This is a genomic window from Neotabrizicola paludis, assembly GCF_044142105.1.
Lineage (GTDB): Bacteria > Pseudomonadota > Alphaproteobacteria > Rhodobacterales > Rhodobacteraceae > Pseudogemmobacter.
In genome coordinates this window covers 188,743-205,239 of sequence record NZ_JBGTYM010000008.1, presented here as the reverse complement: position 1 = coordinate 205,239, position 16,497 = coordinate 188,743, and the positions used below count along the sequence as shown (strand labels likewise).

The 16,497-nt window shown below is 64.0% G+C and carries 14 protein-coding genes and 1 pseudogene; 11 read left to right on the top strand and 4 right to left on the bottom strand.

From position 1 onward, the window contains the following. Positions 1-63: 63 nt before the first annotated feature. The 11 genes and pseudogenes from ACED67_RS16970 (at position 64) to ACED67_RS16920 (ending at position 11,965) form a co-directional block, all read left to right on the top strand. Entirely contained in the window at positions 64-2,130 is a 2,067-nt protein-coding gene (locus ACED67_RS16970; protein WP_395542900.1) for a hydantoinase/oxoprolinase family protein, read from the top strand. Further along, positions 2,127-3,917: a hydantoinase B/oxoprolinase family protein gene (locus ACED67_RS16965; protein ID WP_395542899.1), complete on the top strand. Its 1,791-nt coding sequence runs from the start codon at positions 2,127-2,129 to the stop codon at positions 3,915-3,917. Before ACED67_RS16970 ends, ACED67_RS16965 begins: the two co-directional genes overlap by 4 nt. Before the next feature lie 43 nt (positions 3,918-3,960). Then, entirely contained in the window at positions 3,961-5,142 is a 1,182-nt protein-coding gene (locus ACED67_RS16960) for an ABC transporter substrate-binding protein (RefSeq protein WP_395542898.1), read from the top strand. A gap of 114 nt (positions 5,143-5,256) precedes the next feature. Further along, on the top strand, positions 5,257-5,979 hold the full coding sequence (locus tag ACED67_RS16955; protein ID WP_395542897.1) for an ABC transporter ATP-binding protein: 723 nt from the start codon (positions 5,257-5,259) through the stop codon (positions 5,977-5,979). Then, on the top strand, positions 5,976-6,719 hold the full coding sequence (locus ACED67_RS16950) for an ABC transporter ATP-binding protein (protein WP_395542896.1): 744 nt from the start codon (positions 5,976-5,978) through the stop codon (positions 6,717-6,719). The genes ACED67_RS16955 and ACED67_RS16950 overlap by 4 nt, the downstream gene beginning before the upstream one ends. Next, positions 6,716-7,597 (top strand): branched-chain amino acid ABC transporter permease, encoded by an 882-nt coding sequence (locus ACED67_RS16945; protein ID WP_395542895.1) that lies wholly within the window; start codon positions 6,716-6,718, stop codon positions 7,595-7,597. The genes ACED67_RS16950 and ACED67_RS16945 overlap by 4 nt, the downstream gene beginning before the upstream one ends. Then, on the top strand, positions 7,597-8,676 hold the full coding sequence (locus ACED67_RS16940) for a branched-chain amino acid ABC transporter permease (protein ID WP_395542894.1): 1,080 nt from the start codon (positions 7,597-7,599) through the stop codon (positions 8,674-8,676). The genes ACED67_RS16945 and ACED67_RS16940 overlap by 1 nt, the downstream gene beginning before the upstream one ends. Continuing rightward, positions 8,673-9,473, top strand: a complete 801-nt coding sequence (locus ACED67_RS16935) for an SDR family oxidoreductase (RefSeq protein ID WP_395542893.1) — start codon at positions 8,673-8,675, stop codon at positions 9,471-9,473. The genes ACED67_RS16940 and ACED67_RS16935 overlap by 4 nt, the downstream gene beginning before the upstream one ends. Continuing rightward, positions 9,463-10,251: an SDR family NAD(P)-dependent oxidoreductase gene (locus ACED67_RS16930; RefSeq protein ID WP_395542892.1), complete on the top strand. Its 789-nt coding sequence runs from the start codon at positions 9,463-9,465 to the stop codon at positions 10,249-10,251. The genes ACED67_RS16935 and ACED67_RS16930 overlap by 11 nt, the downstream gene beginning before the upstream one ends. Next, on the top strand, positions 10,252-11,091 hold the full coding sequence (locus ACED67_RS16925; protein ID WP_395542891.1) for a GntR family transcriptional regulator: 840 nt from the start codon (positions 10,252-10,254) through the stop codon (positions 11,089-11,091). 166 nt (positions 11,092-11,257) lie between these two features. Next, a pseudogene (locus tag ACED67_RS16920) lies at positions 11,258-11,965 on the top strand (IS6 family transposase). Positions 11,966-12,063: 98 nt separating this feature from the next. Here ACED67_RS16920 and ACED67_RS16915 read toward each other — a convergent pair. From ACED67_RS16915 to ACED67_RS16900, 4 genes are read right to left on the bottom strand one after another with little or no spacing between them, the layout of a single operon-like run. Then, positions 12,064-13,674 (bottom strand): B12-binding domain-containing radical SAM protein, encoded by a 1,611-nt coding sequence (locus ACED67_RS16915; RefSeq protein ID WP_395542890.1) that lies wholly within the window; start codon positions 13,672-13,674, stop codon positions 12,064-12,066. Between the two features lie 3 nt (positions 13,675-13,677). Next, on the bottom strand, positions 13,678-14,637 hold the full coding sequence (locus ACED67_RS16910) for a sialidase family protein (protein ID WP_395542889.1): 960 nt from the start codon (positions 14,635-14,637) through the stop codon (positions 13,678-13,680). Then, the gene (locus tag ACED67_RS16905) at positions 14,637-15,545 is read right to left on the bottom strand and encodes a glycosyltransferase family 2 protein (RefSeq protein WP_395542888.1); all 909 of its coding nucleotides are present in this window, start codon (positions 15,543-15,545) and stop codon (positions 14,637-14,639) included. The genes ACED67_RS16910 and ACED67_RS16905 overlap by 1 nt, the downstream gene beginning before the upstream one ends. Further along, a complete protein-coding gene (locus ACED67_RS16900; protein WP_395542887.1) occupies positions 15,542-16,495 on the bottom strand; it encodes a hypothetical protein in 954 nt (317 codons plus the stop codon). The genes ACED67_RS16905 and ACED67_RS16900 overlap by 4 nt, the downstream gene beginning before the upstream one ends. Positions 16,496-16,497 lie beyond the last annotated feature (2 nt).

The window sequence follows — 16,497 nt, the reverse complement described above, 5'->3', positions numbered from 1 at the left end:
CGGCCCGCGCCCTTCCGACCAATGAGAGCCACGCCAAAGTGGTCTTCAGCAACAGGAGAGACTATGCGTTTTGCAACCGATACCGGGGGCACGTTCACCGATCTTGTCGTCGAGGATGACGACGGTTTCGTGCGGATGTTCAAGGCCTCGACCACGCCCGACGATCCGATCCGGGGCGTGCTGGACGTGCTTCAGGTGGCCGCCGACGATTACGGGATCAGCCGGACCGAGATGTTGGCCAAGGGCGATCTCTTCATCCACGGCACCACTCGGGCGATCAATGCCATCGTGACCGGCACGGCGGCGAAGACGGCGCTGCTGTGTACCTGGGGCAATCCCGAGGTGCTGGTTCTGCGCGAAGGCGGGCGGATCGAGCCTTTCAACTTCACCGTGCCCTATCCCAAGCCCTACATTCCCCGCGCCCTGACCTTCGAAGTGCCCGAGCGCGTCTTGCATGATGGCAGCGTGGACCAGCCGCTGGACGAAGCGGCGCTGCTGGCGATCATCGCCGAGATGAAGGCGCGGGGCGTCGAGGCGGTGGCGGTCAGCTTGCTGTGGTCGGTGGTCAATCCGGTGCATGAATTGCGGATCGGCGCGCTGCTGGCCGAACATCTGCCCGGCGTGCCGGTGACGCTGTCGCATGAGGTGAACCCGATCCTGCGCGAATATCGTCGCACCTCGGCCACGGCGATCGACGCCTCGCTGAAGCCCTTGATGACGACCTATATGGAAACGCTCGAGGCGCGGCTGCGCGAGGCGGGTTTTGCCGGCCGGGTGCTGGTTCTGACCTCGCAAGGGGGCGTGCTGGATGCGGCGGATGTGGCGCGCCAGCCGATCCATTCGATCAATTCCGGTCCCTCGATGGCGCCGGTCGCCGGCCGCTATTTCGCCGAGGCCGATTGCGCCGCGAAAGACGCCATCGTTGCCGATACCGGCGGCACCACCTATGATGTCAGCCTGATCCGGGGTGGCACCATCCCCTGGGCGCGGGAAACCTGGATCGGCCAGCCCTTCCGCGGCCATATGACCGGCTTCCCGTCGATCGACGTGAAAAGCGTGGGCGCAGGCGGCGGATCGATCGCCTCGGTCGACGAGGGCGGGCTTCTGTCGGTGGGCCCGCGCAGCGCGGGGTCGGTGCCCGGACCGGTCTGCTATGGCAAAGGCGGGTTCGAGCCGACGGTGACCGATGCGGCGCTGGTGCTGGGCTATCTTGACCCCGACAATTTCCTGGGCGGTGCCATCGCGCTGGATCTGGGCGCGGCCGAGCGCGCCATTGAAGAGCGGATCGCCAAACCTTTGGGCCTGTCGGTCTATGAGGCGGCCTCGGCCATCCTGGATGTGGTGACCGAAAACATGGTGCAGGCGATTGACGACATCACCGTGGCGCAGGGGTTTGACCCGGCCAATGCGGTGCTGATCGGCGGCGGCGGGGCGGCGGGCTTCAACTCGGTGCTGATCGCGCGGCGCCTGGGCTGCAAGACGCTGGTGATGCCGCAGGTCGGCGCGGCCCTGTCGGCGGGCGGCGGGCTGATTTCGGAACTTACCAACAATTTCCGTGTCATCGCCGCCACGCGCACCAATGCCTTTGACGCCGAGCTGGTGGCCAGAACGCTGAAAGACTTGCGCGAAAAAGCCGAGGCCTTTCTGGCGGCGACCGGCGACCAGGCGATTGAAAGCCGCATGACCTTCAGCTTCGAAGGCCATTACCCCTCGCAGGTCTGGGATATCGAGGTGCCGCTGCCCTCGGACCGGATCGAGGATGTGACAGCGCTGGAAACCGCCTTCCACGACACGCATGAGGCGCTGTTTGCGGTGCGCGACGAAGGCGCCCCGGTCGAAATCGTCAGTTGGCGCGTCGATGTAGCGGTGAAGATCCGCTCGGGCAGCATCGGCCAGATGCAGAATATCGGCATTGGCGGCAAATCCACCCGGCGGACCTGCTATTTCCGCGAAACCGGCCTGGGCGAGGTGCGCCTGGCCAGCTTCTCGGACATGACCGAGGACGACCGCGTGCGCGGCCCGGCCATCGTCGAAAGCCCGTTTACCACGGTTGTGGTCTTCCCCGGATCGGAAGCGCGCAAGGTCGCTTCCGGCTCGGTTGTCATCGAACTGCTGGGAGAGAGCGCATGAACCGACCCCTGAACCACGGCGCGGAAACGCGCAAAGGCGGCGTGATCGACGGTGTGAAACTGGCGATCCTGAACAACCGCTGGGAAGCGGTGGCGCGCAAGATGGCGAATACGCTTCTGCGCACCGGGCGCTCGGGCGTCTTGGCGACGGCGCGGGATTTTTCTTGCTGCATCGTCACGGCCGACAACCGGCTTCTGGCCACGGCGGAAAGCATTCCGATCCACGTTCTGGTCGGCCCGGACATGATGGCGCGGTCGATGTGCGAATTGCACCCAGATCTGAAGCCGGGCGATGCCTTCCTGCACAATTCGCCCTATCACGGCTGCTCGCATGCCGCCGACCTGTCGATCCTGGTGCCGGTCTTCGACGATGACGGTCGCCACCGCTATACCGCCATCGTCAAGGCGCATCAGGCCGATATCGGCAATTCGATCCCGACCACCTATTTCGGCCATGCGCGGGATGTCTACAACGAAGGCGCGCTGATCTTTCCGGCGGTGCAAGTGCAGCGGGATTACAAGGATATCGAGGATATCATCCGCATGTGCCGGATGCGCATCCGGGTGCCGGATCAGTGGTGGGGCGATTATCTGGGCATGATCGGCGCCGGCCGGATCGCCGAGCGCGAGATCCGCGCCGTGGGCGCCGAATTCGGCTGGGACGAGCTGGTGGAGCTGGGCGAGCAATGGTTCAGCTACAGCGCCGACCGGATGAAGGCGGCGATTGGGAAGCTGCCGAAAAAGACCGCCACCTCCAGTTCCACCCATGACCCGCTGCCCGGCACGCCCGCCGAAGGGGTGAAGATCAACGCCACGGTCTCGGTCGATCCCGAGGACGGGTTCATCGACATCGACCTGACCGACAATATCGACGCGCTGGAACTGGGCATCAACGTCTCCGAGGCCTGCACGCGGACGGCGGCGCTGATCGGGGTGTTCAACTCGATCGACCATACCGTGCCGCGCAATGCGGGGTCGTTCGGCCGGGTGCGGCTGAAGCTGCGCGAGGGCGCGGTGGTGGGCATTCCGCAACATCCGACCAGCTGCTCGGTCGCCACCACCAATGTCGCCGACCGGATTTCCAATGCGGTGCAGACGGCCATTGCCGCGATGGACAGCCGCTTTGGCCAGGCCGAGACCGGCGCACTCAGCCCGGCGACGATGGCCGTGATCTCGGGCAAGGACCCGCGCAAGGGCAAGCCCTTTGTCAACCAGATCTTCCTGGGTGCCACCGCCGGAGCGGGGACGCCCACGGAAGACAGCTGGATCACCATCGCCCATGCCGGCAATGCCGGGATGCTGTATATCGACAGCATCGAGATCCTGGAGATGGCCTATCCGATCCGCTGCTATCAGCGCCGGCTGGTCACCGACAGCGAAGGCGCCGGCGAATTCACCGGCGCGCCCAGCCTGATGGGCGAATATGGCCCCGATGGCTGCGCGATGACGGTGAATGCGGTCAGCGACGGCACGATCAACGCGGCCAAGGGCGCGGCGGGCGGGGCCAGCGCCGGCGGCGCGCGGCAATACCGCAAGCGCGCCGATGGCAGTCTTGAGGAATTGCCGGTGGTCGTCTCGGTCACCATCGCGCCGGACGAGCGTGTCCTGTCCTATTCCTGCGGCGGCGGCGGCTTTGGCGACCCCCGGGCCCGGACGCCGGACCGGGTGCTGCATGACCTGCGCGAGGGTCTGATCACCGCCGACCGCGCCCGCGACACCTATGGCATCGCCCTGACCGAGACCGGCGAGATCGACCGCGACGCGACCCGGCGCCTGCGCAACACGTGAATAAAAACAAAAAAAACTCTCAACCCAACAGAAGGAGATTCAGATGAGGACCCTGTTTTCAACGGTCTGTTCGACCGTCCTGGTGCTGTGCCTTGGTTCCGCCGCGGGCGCGCAGGACGGGCCCATCGTGATCGGCGTGGCCAGCGGCCAGACCGGCACGCTGGAACCATGGGACAAGGGCGCCGCCCGCGGCGCCGAGCTGGCGGTGGACGATATCAACGCCAATGGCGGGCTTTTGGGCCGCCCGGTGGAGCTAGTGGTGCGTGACACCAAATCCGACCCCTCGCTGGGGCCGACCGCCGCGCTGGAGGTGCTGGATGCCGGCGCCGAGATGGTGCTGGTGGCCTGCGACTATGACTTTGGCGCCCCGGCCGCGCTGACCGCGATTTCCCAAGGCAAGATCGCCATGTCGAGCTGCGCCGCCGATGCCAAGTTCGGCGTCCAGGGCGTGGGCCCCCTGGCCTATACGATGTCGCTGGCCACCAACGGCCAGGGCGCGCTGCTGGCCGAGTTCGCCGCCGAGCAGCAGGGCTGGGACAAGGTCTACATCATGAAGGATACGGCGATCGAATACACGAAATCGCTGTGCGACAATTTCCGCAAGCGCTGGGTCGATTTGAAGGGTGAAGACAGCATCGTCGGCGAAGACACCTGGAACGGCCTGAACGACAATGCGATCACCGGCCAGATCTCGCGGATGAAATCGGAAGGCGCCGATGCCAATTTCGTGGTCTGGTGCGGCTTTACCAACAACGGCTCGATGATGCGGCAGCTGCGCTCGGCCGGGATCGACCTGCCGGTGCTGGCCTCGGAATCGATGGATGGCAGCCACTGGATCGAGGCGGTTCCCGACCTGTCGGATTTCTACATCGCCGTCTATGCCTCGATCTGGGGCAATGACCCCGATCCGAAGATCGCCGCCTTCATGACCCGCTATCAGGAAAAATACGGCGAACCGGCGCGGATGGGCCATGTGGTGACAGGCTATATGGCGGTCGAGGCCTGGGCGCGGGCCGTCGAAAAGGCAGGCAGCCTGGATGCGACGGCGATTCAGGCCGCGCTTGACGGCTTTACCGAAGAGCCGCTGCTGACCGGCCCCTCGACCTTCACGCCGGATTTGCACATCAACCTGGCCAGCCAGATGCTGATGATGAAGGTGACGAACGGCAAATACGAGCCGATCGGGCGGCGCGCGGCGGAAAAGGTCTATCCGCCGGAGTTCTGAGCGGTGGCGCGGGCGGCCCCTGGTCGCCCGTTTTCGCTGGCCACGGGGGCGCGACCCCGGGCCGGTCTTTCCGCTCTAACGCTCTTCTGCTCTTACGCTCTAGCAAGGCACGCCATGACCCATATTCTGACAGCGACGGGGATCACCGTCCGTTTCGGGGGGCTGACTGTGATCGACGATGTCGACCTGGACCTGCGCCCCGGCGAAATCCTTGGTCTGATCGGCCCCAACGGGGCGGGCAAGACCACCTTCGTCAATGTGCTTTCGGGCTTTCAGAAGCCGCAGACCGGCACGATCCGCATCGGGGCCGAGGAGATCACCAAAGCGCCGCCGGATGAACGGGTGCGGCGCGGCCTGGTGCGTACCTTTCAGGCGGTGCGGCTGTTTCCGGCGCTGACGGTGGCCGAAAACCTGCGCGCCGCGGCATTTGCGATGGGGCAGGGCCGAAAGGCGGCGCGGGACGAGATCGAGACGCTGGCCGGGCTGCTGGATCTGGAGGACTGGCTGACGACCGAGGCGCGGGCCCTTCCCTATGGCGTCGAACGCCGGGTCGGGATCGCCCGCGCGATGATGGCCCGGCCCGCCTTCGTCATGCTGGACGAGCCGGCGGCGGGCATGAACCACGCCGAGGCGATGGCCTTTCTGTCGGTGGTCAACGCGATCCGCGCGCGGGGCTGCGGCATCCTGCTGATCGAGCATAACATGGATATCGTCTTTCGCCTGTGCGACCGGGTGCAGGTGCTGCGCAGCGGCAAGGTGCTGGCGGCCGGCACCCCGGACGAGATCCGCAACCACGCGCTGGTGCGCGAAGCCTATCTGGGGAGTGCCGCCGCATGACTCCGCATCTGCAGATCGACCAGGCCGTGGTCACCTATGGCGCGGTGCGGGCGCTGAACCAGATCTCGGTTCATGCCGGCAAGGGCGAGACGGTGGCGCTGATTGGCCCGAATGGAGCGGGGAAATCCTCGCTTTTGCTGGCCATCGCCGGGGTGGTGCCGTTGAGGTCAGGCGCGGTGCGGCTGGACGGCCGCGATCTGGCCGGGCTGGAGCCCGAACAGCGCGTCGGCCTGGGCATCTCGCTGGTGCCCGAGACGCGTGATGTGTTCAAGAAGCTCTCGACCCATGAAAACCTGCTGATCGGCGCCAGCCGGCGGCGGATGAGCCGGGCCGCGATGGAGGCCGATGCCGCGCGCATCTATACGCTGTTCCCGCGTCTGGCCGAACGGCAGGGCCATATGGCGGGCTTTCTGTCGGGAGGAGAACAGCAGATGCTGGCCATCGGCCGCGCGCTGATGGCAGAGCCCGGCCTGCTGTTGCTGGATGAACCCTCGCTGGGCCTGGCGCCGGTGGTGACCGATGGGGTCTATGCCGCGATTTCCGCGCTGCGCCAGCAGGGCACTACCATCCTGTTGGTCGAACAGAACGCCGCCCGCGCCTTTTCGGTCTGCGACCGCGCCTATCTGGTGCAGGCCGGCCGGGTGATCGAGGAAGGCAGCGCCGAAACCCTCAGCGCCCGCGGCGCGGTCGAGACGGTCCTGTTCGGCCGTAGCCCCGCCGGCAAGGAGATGTACCCATGACCCTGTTGCAGATGCTGATCGACGCCGCCAGCGTCGGCGGGCTTTACGCGCTGACCGCCATTGGAATCGGGCTGATCTTCGGGGTGATCGGCCTGGTGAACTTCGCCTATGGCGAATACATCATGGTCGGCGCCTATGTGCTGTTGCTGAGCGCGGGCCTCTACTGGCCCTTCGCCATTTGCGCGGTGCTGATCTTCGTGGTGCTGTTCGCGCTGGCCAGCGATTTTCTGGTGTTCCGCCAGGTGCGCCGCGCCCCGCCCGAGACCTTGATGATCGTGTCTTTCGGGCTGAGCTTCATGATTCAGCATGTCTGGGTGGTGATGTTCGGATCGTTGACCCGAACCGTCAACTTCCTGCCGGCGATCAATCACAGCGTGGAAATCGGCGATCTGCGCATCGCGGGTGTCAGCCTGTTGCAGATCGCGGCAACGGTAGTGCTGACCACGGTGCTGGCGCTGTTCATCAATTACACCCGCATCGGCTATCAGATGCGGGCCGTGTCGGAAAACCCGCGCATGGCGCGGCTGGTCGGCGTCAACAGCAACCGGGTGATCGCCGTGGCCTTTGCGATTTCGGCGGTGCTGGCCGTGACGGTGACGGTGCTTTTCGTGGCGCAGACTGGCTCGATGACGCCGTTCTTCGGGGTATCTCTGACGATGATCGGCTTTGTCGCCACGGTGATCGGCGGCATGGGCAGCCTGCCGGGCTGTGCGCTGGGCGGCTTTCTGGTCGGCGCGGTGACCACGATCCTGCAGCTGCTGCTGCCGCCGCATCTGCAGCCCTTCCGCGAAGCCTTCGTCTTCACCTCGGTGATCCTGATGCTGCTGGTCCGCCCGCAGGGTCTGATCGCCGTCCGGTCCGCATGGGAGCGTGTCTAATGCCCGACCAACAAAATCCGCTGCGCGACGTGGCGGCCTGGCTTTGGCCCTGGGCGGTCTGGGCGGTGCTTCTGCTGGTGCTGACGCTGATCTTCTCGCAGATCAGCCCGGCCATGGCGCGGATCACCACCGATACGCTGATCAAGCTGGTGATCGTGACCGGGCTCTACATCTTCGTCGGCAATTCCGGCATCCTGTCCTTCGGCCATGGCGCCTTCCTGATCGTGGCAGCCTATGCCTCGGCCTGGGTGACGATTCCGGTGACGATGAAAGGGGTGATCCTGCCCGGCCTGCCCGAGATGCTGCGCGGGCTGCAGATCTCGCCCTTGGGCGGGCTCTTGGTGGGGATGGCGCTGGCGGCCGTTCTTGGCCTTTTGGCCGGCATTCCGCTGATGCGGCTCAGCGGCATCGCCGCCTCGATCGCGACTTTCGCCTTTTTCATCGTGATATCGGTGATTTACAACAACTGGACCGACTGGACGAAGGGCACGGCCTCGCTGGTCGGGCTGCCGGTCTGGGTCGGGCCCTGGGCGGCGCTGGCGGCGGCGCTGGTGGCGCTGTTGATCGCCTGGGCCTTCCAGAATTCGCGCACCGGGCTGTTGCTGCGGGCCAGCCGCGAGGATCTAATCGCTGCGCATGGCGCCGGCATCCGGGTGATGCGGCTGCGGCTGCTGGCCTTTGTCCTCAGCGCGGCTGTCGCGGGGGCCGGAGGCGTCTTGCTGGGCCATAACAACGGCGCGCTGACCACGGCGAACAATGTCTATCTGAACCTGTCGTTCATCGTGATCGCCATGCTGGTGGTCGGCGGCATCCGCAGCCTGTCGGGCGTGGTGGTGGGAACGCTTGTCCTGTCGGTGCTGGCCGAGATCTTCCGGCGGTTCGAGACCGGCGTGGATATCGGCGGGGTGATGCTGCAGATCCCCGGCGGCACGCGGGAGGTTCTGCTGGGCCTGTGCATGTTGCTGGCGCTGATCCTGCGGCCTGACGGGCTCAGCCGGGGGCGGGAATTGCGGGTGCCGGGCGTTCTGCGCGGCGCGGGGCCGGGGGCCAAAACCAGAAAGGACGAGGCATTGCCATGAAACTGGATCTGACCGGCCGCCGCGTGGTGGTCACGGCGGGCTGCGGCGGCATTGGCCGCGCCATCGCCGACGCTTTCGCCGATGCCGGGGCACGGGTCGCGGTCTGTGACATCGACCCCGCGCTGACCGCGGCCTCGCCGCATCTGGCGCGGCGGTGCGATGTCGCGGACGAGGCCGCGGTCACCGCCTTTTTTGCCGAGGTTCTGGCGGAATTCGGCGGGCTTGACGTGCTGGTGAACAATGCCGGCATCGCCGGCCCGACCCGGGCGGTGGAAGAGATCAGCCTGGCCGAGTGGCGCCAGACGCTGGCGGTGAACCTCGACGGGCAATTCCTGGCCGCCCGCGCTGTCATTCCGGCGATGAAGGCGCAGCGTAGCGGGGCGATCATCAACCTGTCCTCGACCGCGGGGCGGATAGGCATGCCGCTGCGCGCGCCCTATTCCGCCTCGAAATACGCGGTGCGCGGCCTGACCGATGTGCTGGCGATCGAGCTGGGCGAATACGGGATCCGTGTCAACGCCCTGATGCCGGGCATGGTGGCCGGGCCGCGGCTGGACAAGGTGGTGGCCGAGCAGGCGGCGGCGCGCGGCATGACGGGCGCGGCCTATATGCCGCTGATGCTGCACAATGTCTCGATGCATCAGGCGGTGACGCCGGAAGACGTGGCCGCAATGGCGGTTTTCCTGGCCTCGGATGCCGGGCAACATATTTCCGGGCAATCCATCGGGATCTGTGCAAATTTCGAAAGTTACAGGGCACCCTTGGCCCGGATCGCGGAGGAAGCCGATGCGGGCTGAGCGACTGACAGAATTCGGTTCGCTGTTTTCCCTTGCCGGACGTACGGCGCTGATCACTGGTGCCTCGGGTGGGATCGGGGCTGCGGCGGCGCGCGTGCTGGCAGCGGCAGGCGCGAGGGTGATCCTGGTCGCGCGTAGTCTGGACCGGCTGGAAGATGCCGCCGCCACGCTGCGGGCGACAGGGACTGACGCGCTGGCGCTTCGGGCCGATCTTGGCGCGGATGACGGAATCAGTGCCTTGGTCGCCGCCCTGGCCGCGGCCGGCGAAGCGCCCGATATTTTGGTCAACAATGCCGGCATGATCGACCGCGCGAGCTTTGCCGAGGTCGCTCCGTCGCGCTGGGAACAGGTTCTCGGTCTGAATCTCACTGCACCAATGTTCCTGAGCCAGGCGCTGGCGCCGGCGATGCGGGCGCGTGGCTGGGGGCGGATCGTCAATGTCGGCTCGATCCTGGCGCTGCAGGGTAAGAAGAATGCCCATTCCTACACCGCCAGCAAACACGCGGTTGCCGGACTCACCCGGTCGATGGCGGCTGAGTTGGGCCAGCACGGGATCTGCGTGAACGCGCTTTGCCCGGGCTATATCCGCACCGAAATTAACACCGTGCTGCAGCAGGATCCGGAGTATGGCGCCATGATCGCGGCCCGCGTGCCGCTGGGGCGCTGGGGCGAGACTGGGGATCTTGCCGGCCCACTTCTATTTCTGTGTTCGCCCGCCGCATCCTATCTAAACGGGCATATGTTGGTGGTCGATGGCGGGATGACGGCGGTACATTAAATGACAGTGGTGAAGAAAGGACAGTCCCCAGTGGGAAGGCGTACAAAGCGGGCCGAGGGACGGGATGATCTGGCACTTCTCGCGCTTGATACGTCTTTGATGGAGGACGCGAACCTGCAGGACAGGGTCTATCAGATCCTGCGCAATGCGCTGATCCGTGGGCATTTCGCCCCTGGGGCGCAGTTGACGATCCGCACCCTTGCGAAGGTCCTGGGCACATCCATAATCCCCGTGCGAGATGCGCTACAGCGTCTGGTGGCGGAGCGCGCCTTGGAACTGACGGAAAACCGCTCGGCGCGGGTGCCAGACATGCGACCCGACAGTTTTCGCGAGCTTGTCGAGATTCGGCTGATGCTGGAGGGAGCAGCAGTGCGGCGCTTGAAGTTGCCTCTGACGCCCGAGCAGATGGACGAGTTGCGGCTGGTCAATCACAAGGTGGAACTGGCGGTACGGCGCGGCGATGCAGAGGCCGCGACCGTCGCCAATATGGAGTTCCACTTCCTCCTCTATCGCCTTGCTGGCGGAGAGCTGCACTACCGGATGATCGAAACGCTCTGGGTCAGGGCCGGGCCTCTGTTGCGGCTGCCGTTTCGGGCAGAAACTTATGAGCCGGACGTCTTCAGCCGCGGTGTGGAACGGCACAAGGAGATTATCGACGCGCTAGAGCGACTGGATCACGAAACGGCCAGCCGCGCGTTGCTCGCGGATATCGCTGATACGGCACGCTGGTACGAGACGTGCTTCATTGCGCTGATTGCTCCCGAACGCGCGCAGCAAAGTGTGGCGACGAAGGTGTTGTCAGAAGAACCGCGTTTGCCGCGGGGCAGGCCGACCGATTAGCCTCGCCAGATGACCAAGCGATCCCTGTTCCGCTACTTCATGTGAGGATGCGCCCCGGAGTGCAAGTGGATTTTGGCCGGTTGAGACGTGTTATCGAGTGCGTTCATGGGTGTTGTCAGAGGCACCGCACTTGCCGTGGGGCAGGGCGGTCCGCTAGCCTTCGTGGATGCCTAAGCGCTCGCCGTTCCGCCGTTTGCAGACCAGCCCGTCGATCATCCGCCTTGCCGTGATGCTCACCATCCGGTTCCCGCTCTCTCCGCGCAATGTCGAGGACCTGCTGCACGAACGCGGGATCGAGAACAGCCACGAGACGGTTCGCTCGTGGTGGAACCGGTTCGTCCCGATCTTCGCGTCGGAGATCAGGGGCATGCGGGTTGACCGGATGCGCGCCCGCCGGCACTGGCGCGGACACGCGGACGAGGTCTAGGTGAGGATCAATGACGAGATGCCCTGCCTCTGGCGGGGCGTCGTCCATGAGGGCGAGGTGCAGGAAAGCGTCATCACCAGGCCGCGGGACCGCAAGGCGGCCCTGAAATTCCTCAGGGAATCGATGAAGCGGCACGGGCGGCCCGCGATGATCGTGACGGACTGGCTCCGGTCTTACGGCGCTGCCCTGAAAGACCTGGGCCGCGGCGGTGATCGAGAGTTGGGGCGCTGGCTGAACAACCGGGCCGAGAATTCACACTTGCCTTATCGCCGACGAAAACGGGCGATGTTGCCGTTCCGCCGCATGAATACCTTACAGAAGTTCGCTTCAGTGCATGCCTCCTCCCACACCCACTTTCCGACCGAGCGCCACCTCCAAGTTCGCAACGCCTACAAACAGACCCGTGCCGCCGCCCTCGCCGCGTGGCGCGGCCTTTTCGCTGCCTGACAGGCGGGTAGGGTAGGGAAAACGGAGACTGGTTCGCATTCTTCAAGGGCACCTCAGACAGTCTCAAGCCCGGAAGGAACGACGGGGCTCAGGTCAAGTCAGGCGGAACCCTGCACGCTGGCCTTGGCCTCGAGATACACAGAATCCTGTGGTCCATGGCTGATGCAGTAGATGTGCCAATGCGTCAGACAGAGCGAGAGCAAGTCTGAGGCTGGCATCGCCGCGGGGCCAAGGCGGCGGTTGTTCTGCATGGCTCTGAGATACGCCGGGACCAGTGACCAGTATCCGTTGGCAGCAATCGCCCTGAGCAGGCGGCTCCAGATGGCGACGCGCCCCAGGGCCGCGCGCGCGCCGGTTGCAGGCCTGTAGCGGCGGCGGCGGATGGCCTCGAAGCGGTCCGATTGGCGCAGCGACCGGAAGGCGCGTTCGAAAAAGGCGTCGGGGTCAAAGACGCGCGTGATTAGCGCGCGGTGTCCGGCCTTCAGCTCTTCGCGTGTCATCTGTTTTGGCAAAAAGGCACATTCCGGGTCTTCCGGATACAGGCGGCCTTCGGCCACCAGCCGGTCATAGAGCGGCGTCGTTGGCAGCGGCGCCAGAATGCCGATGCTGGACATCACGATCCCGCTGTCATGGATGAACTGATATTGCGCGTCGAAAATTTCGGTCGTGTCTTCATCAAAACCAACGATGAACCCGCCCATCACGATCAGACCTGCGTCGCGGATCCGCTGAACCTTGGCGACCAGGGAATCGCCGCGCAGGTTCTGGGTCTTGCGGGCTTCCTTGAGGGAGGCGACGTTCGGCGTCTCTATCCCGATGAAAACTCGGTCAAAATTGGCTTGCTGCATAAGAGCCAGCAGGTCCGGTTCATCCGCAAGATTGATGCTGGCCTCGGTTGACAGGTTCAGTGGCCTCGGCAGGGTTTTCTGCCATTCGGCAATCGCGGTCAGCAGCTTTCTTGCCTCGCGCTTGTTGCCGATGAAATTGTCATCGACAAGGAAGCACTGCCGGAACCCCGCATCGACAACATCCTGCAATTCCGCAATCACCTGTGCCACAGTTTTGACCCGTGGCACCCGGCCGAACATGACGATAATATCGCAAAACTCGCAAAGGAATGGACATCCGCGCGAGAACTGCACCGAGGCGACGCGGTATCGCTTGGCCTGGATCAAGTCCAGCCGGGGCTTCGGGATCTGTGTCATGTCGCTGCGCGCGGTCTGGACATAGCGGGTCAACGTCGGTCGCCCTGCGGCGAGATCTTCCAGATAGGAGGGCCAGGTCGTCTCGGCCTCGCCATGGAAAATGACGTCACAGCGCCCGACGAAAGACGCCTCGTCACAGGTGACGAGAGGGCCGCCGACAACTATCTGGGCACCAAGTCCGCGCAGATCATCAAGGATCCGGTACATGTGCCAGCGTTGCACGATCATGCCGGTCACGCCGATGACGTCATATCCGCGCAAAGTTTCATAGTCGATCTCTTCGACATTTTCGTCGATGATCCGGACGTGGTGCTGCGGGCCGACCAATGCCGCCAATGTGGCGAGGCAACCTGTGATCATGTTGCATCTGGCTGATCCACCATAAAGATCAATGGCGTAATCATTGCTCCAGATCGAAGGGTTGAACTTTGGGTTGATGATGCAGATGCGCAGGATGCGCCCTGACGGAACAATGACCGTGGCGGCGGCATCGTCTGTATCCATGACCTATCCACCCTTTTCGTCGCGCACGGCCCATCCGATGCCCGTCTGGCCATAGGCGTTGCCGCAGTAAAACATCACCTGTCTGCCATCGGACAAGCGTAGAACGAATGGATAGCACTGCATCTGATCGTCCCAATCGCCGGGATCGGGCGGATTGCTAAAGGCATGCCCGTCATTTTGCCGTCGCCAGATCATGCCATCCGGCGACCAGGCGAAACACAGCCGGTATCGGCGCAGCTCTGGCTGCCCGTCCACATAAGGGCCCCGGGAGCAGAACCACATCTCGTGCCCATTGGCTGTCCGCTGAACTGTCGGCCGGGCCAGACCCGCTTCGCCGGGCAGCCACGTGATTGCCGGATCGGGATCAACGGTCCACGACAGGCCATCCGCCGAGGTGGCCGACCGGATGCAATACCGCGCGTCGGGATGCGGCTGCACGTCAGGGAACCATTGGGTGAATGCTGTGAACCACATGCGCAACAGACCGTTGTCCTGCCGCCGGATACAGGGAAGCGAGACCGGATAGCCGCCGTTCGCGGCCGAGGTCAGGATGGTTTGCGGGTCCGAAAACGTGGCGCCCCCATCCGCGCTTGTCATGATCTCGATCGCGGCATCGTAGATGGGGCTCTGGCGCGTTATCGAGGACGTCACCAGAATAAGCTGTCCATCATCCCAGAGCGCGTCACAGGGGCCAAGGCCAGACAGGCCACCCATGGCAAGCGCCCGCTTGACGGTGACGTCGTCCCGGGGCGGCTGAACGATCCGCATGTCCTGTGCCGGGTCACATTCCATGACCCGCATGAAGGATACGTTCGCAGTGTTGCGGCACGCCACGGCGATGCGCACCAGGCCGTTTGGCAATTCCCAGGCTGTTGGGCTCTGGATCATACGTATATCATCCAGATGCGAGGGTGCCAGAATTTGTCCTCGACGCCGCCACACAGACGTCAATTCCGCGCCCATCACCTGCTCCAGTACTCGGAAACGCGGCAAACATGGCCCAGATGTCGCAAGTGATCCACTGTGTCGGCGCCGGGGAATTGCCTTGAATACTCAGCTAGGATTGCAGCGGTACTGGCCGAATCGCCAGGACCTGCAATCTCTGCCCAACGAGTCCATTGCCAGCCCTTCACGGCTTGAGGATGCGGGCGCAGCATGTCTTCGACAAAGGCGGTGAACTGCGCCTTGCGGACAAAACGCTGCACCGTGGTGAACCAGAAATGGACCAGCAATATCCCTTCTGCCAAGGGCGCAACCAGCGTATTTCCTTGCAGATCCACGGCGCCATGGCCTCCGGTGGTGTAGCTCAGCACCTTATCGGGTCGCACCATGACCTTGGGGCCGACTTCGGTAAGGATCAGGGGCAGGCTGTCATCTGCCCGATAGGACGCCGGCGTGGTCTTGAACGGGCGCGCCACGATCCTGAGTTCGGCCAATGCGTCCTTTGTGACGGGAATCGGCGGGATCGGCTGTCCCTGCCCAAAAACGATATTGCGCCTTTCGATGCGAAACCAAGGCTGGGAGCTTAGGGCCCCAATGGTACTGGCAAGATCGTGTTCGGAGTACACAAATTCATCCGCGTCCAGCCGGATGACCCAATCCGGTGCAAAATGGTCTCGTGTCGCCTGAAGCATCCAATGTCCAACCTCGTCTGTCCTGGGGCCGGTTGCATCAATCAGATCGCCAAGGTCAAACTTGCGGATCACGAACTGTGGATTGTTGCGATAGCGGTCCAGCCGGTCAGATGTGCCATCGACTGAGTCCATGTCGGCAATGACAAAACCGTCAACCCCCAGTGCCAGATGATAGGCAATGTGCTGTTCTATCAGCTCAACTTCGTTGCCGACTTGCATATTGACGACAATTTTCATGCAGCATCCAATCCGGGTGGAACCATGCTCAGATCATAACCTTCGGCCTGATAGCGTTCCCGCAGGTCAAAGTGATCAAGGCAAAAGGCAAATGCCTCTTGTTGCCATGGCTGCCACGCAGCGAACAATGCGGCGGCGTCTTTCGGCAGGGCACGGGAATTGTGGATATTGCGCGGAGAATCGCCAATCACCGCCTCTAGGTATTCCGGCAGACAATTGACAGCACCAGAACCCAGACGATCGACAAGGTCCCGCAACACAGCGGGATCACGCGTCACGTCCTCTTGCCGAACAGATCCGACATAGTTTGTCAGGCCTTGCTCAAGCAGGGTGTCACCGGCGATGAAATCTGCGGCAGGGCCCTGCAATGTGGCACAGGCGCCGAAAAAGCTCAGCACCTCCAGGTCGCCCGGATAAAGGCCGTGCCGCGCGGCTATCCGTTCAAATGTCGCAAGGCCGGTATCGACAATCCGCTTGGCCACCCATTGCAGTTCGTTCAGGTCAAGGCGAAAGGTCAGCCCGAACTGACCCGCCCCGGAATTGACCAGGTTTATCGGGTGCCGGATCAGGTTCACGATTCGTAACCTCCTGTCCGGGGGCGCAAGGTCGGCGATCATTCCCGGCAAATCCCGCAGCCGGTATGTATGTACCGAACCGATCAGGCGCGCGGCGCTGCGGGTTTCGATCGGACGGTAAAGATCGGCAGGCCGGGTGATGCCCCGCGTGCCATAGCCCGCACGAAGGGTCGCGATCAATTCAAAGACCCGCTCAAATTCCTTGCGCGCCAGAAGATCAGAGACATCGTAAGGATCGGACCGGTCGGCCGGCAGCGCGGCGCTTGAATGGACACAGGCAATTTGCGGATGGCGGGCGAGATTGAAGGCCAGCCACTGGCTTGCGCTCCAGCCATGGCTGGTGACGATGAACCACGCCGGATTTTCGATGGCCACTC

Bases quoted from the DNA above. Each gene is read 5' to 3' on its own strand.
- ACED67_RS16970 (WP_395542900.1), top strand. From the start codon at position 64: ATGCGTTTTGCAACCGATACCGGGGGCACGTTCACCGATCTTGTCGTC.
- ACED67_RS16965 (WP_395542899.1), top strand. From the start codon at position 2,127: ATGAACCGACCCCTGAACCACGGCGCGGAAACGCGCAAAGGCGGCGTG.
- ACED67_RS16960 (WP_395542898.1), top strand. From the start codon at position 3,961: ATGAGGACCCTGTTTTCAACGGTCTGTTCGACCGTCCTGGTGCTGTGC.
- ACED67_RS16955 (WP_395542897.1), top strand. From the start codon at position 5,257: ATGACCCATATTCTGACAGCGACGGGGATCACCGTCCGTTTCGGGGGG.
- ACED67_RS16950 (WP_395542896.1), top strand. From the start codon at position 5,976: ATGACTCCGCATCTGCAGATCGACCAGGCCGTGGTCACCTATGGCGCG.
- ACED67_RS16945 (WP_395542895.1), top strand. From the start codon at position 6,716: ATGACCCTGTTGCAGATGCTGATCGACGCCGCCAGCGTCGGCGGGCTT.
- ACED67_RS16940 (WP_395542894.1), top strand. From the start codon at position 7,597: ATGCCCGACCAACAAAATCCGCTGCGCGACGTGGCGGCCTGGCTTTGG.
- ACED67_RS16935 (WP_395542893.1), top strand. From the start codon at position 8,673: ATGAAACTGGATCTGACCGGCCGCCGCGTGGTGGTCACGGCGGGCTGC.
- ACED67_RS16930 (WP_395542892.1), top strand. From the start codon at position 9,463: ATGCGGGCTGAGCGACTGACAGAATTCGGTTCGCTGTTTTCCCTTGCC.
- ACED67_RS16925 (WP_395542891.1), top strand. From the start codon at position 10,252: ATGACAGTGGTGAAGAAAGGACAGTCCCCAGTGGGAAGGCGTACAAAG.
- ACED67_RS16915 (WP_395542890.1), bottom strand. From the start codon at position 13,674: ATGGATACAGACGATGCCGCCGCCACGGTCATTGTTCCGTCAGGGCGC.
- ACED67_RS16910 (WP_395542889.1), bottom strand. From the start codon at position 14,637: ATGGGCGCGGAATTGACGTCTGTGTGGCGGCGTCGAGGACAAATTCTG.
- ACED67_RS16905 (WP_395542888.1), bottom strand. From the start codon at position 15,545: ATGAAAATTGTCGTCAATATGCAAGTCGGCAACGAAGTTGAGCTGATA.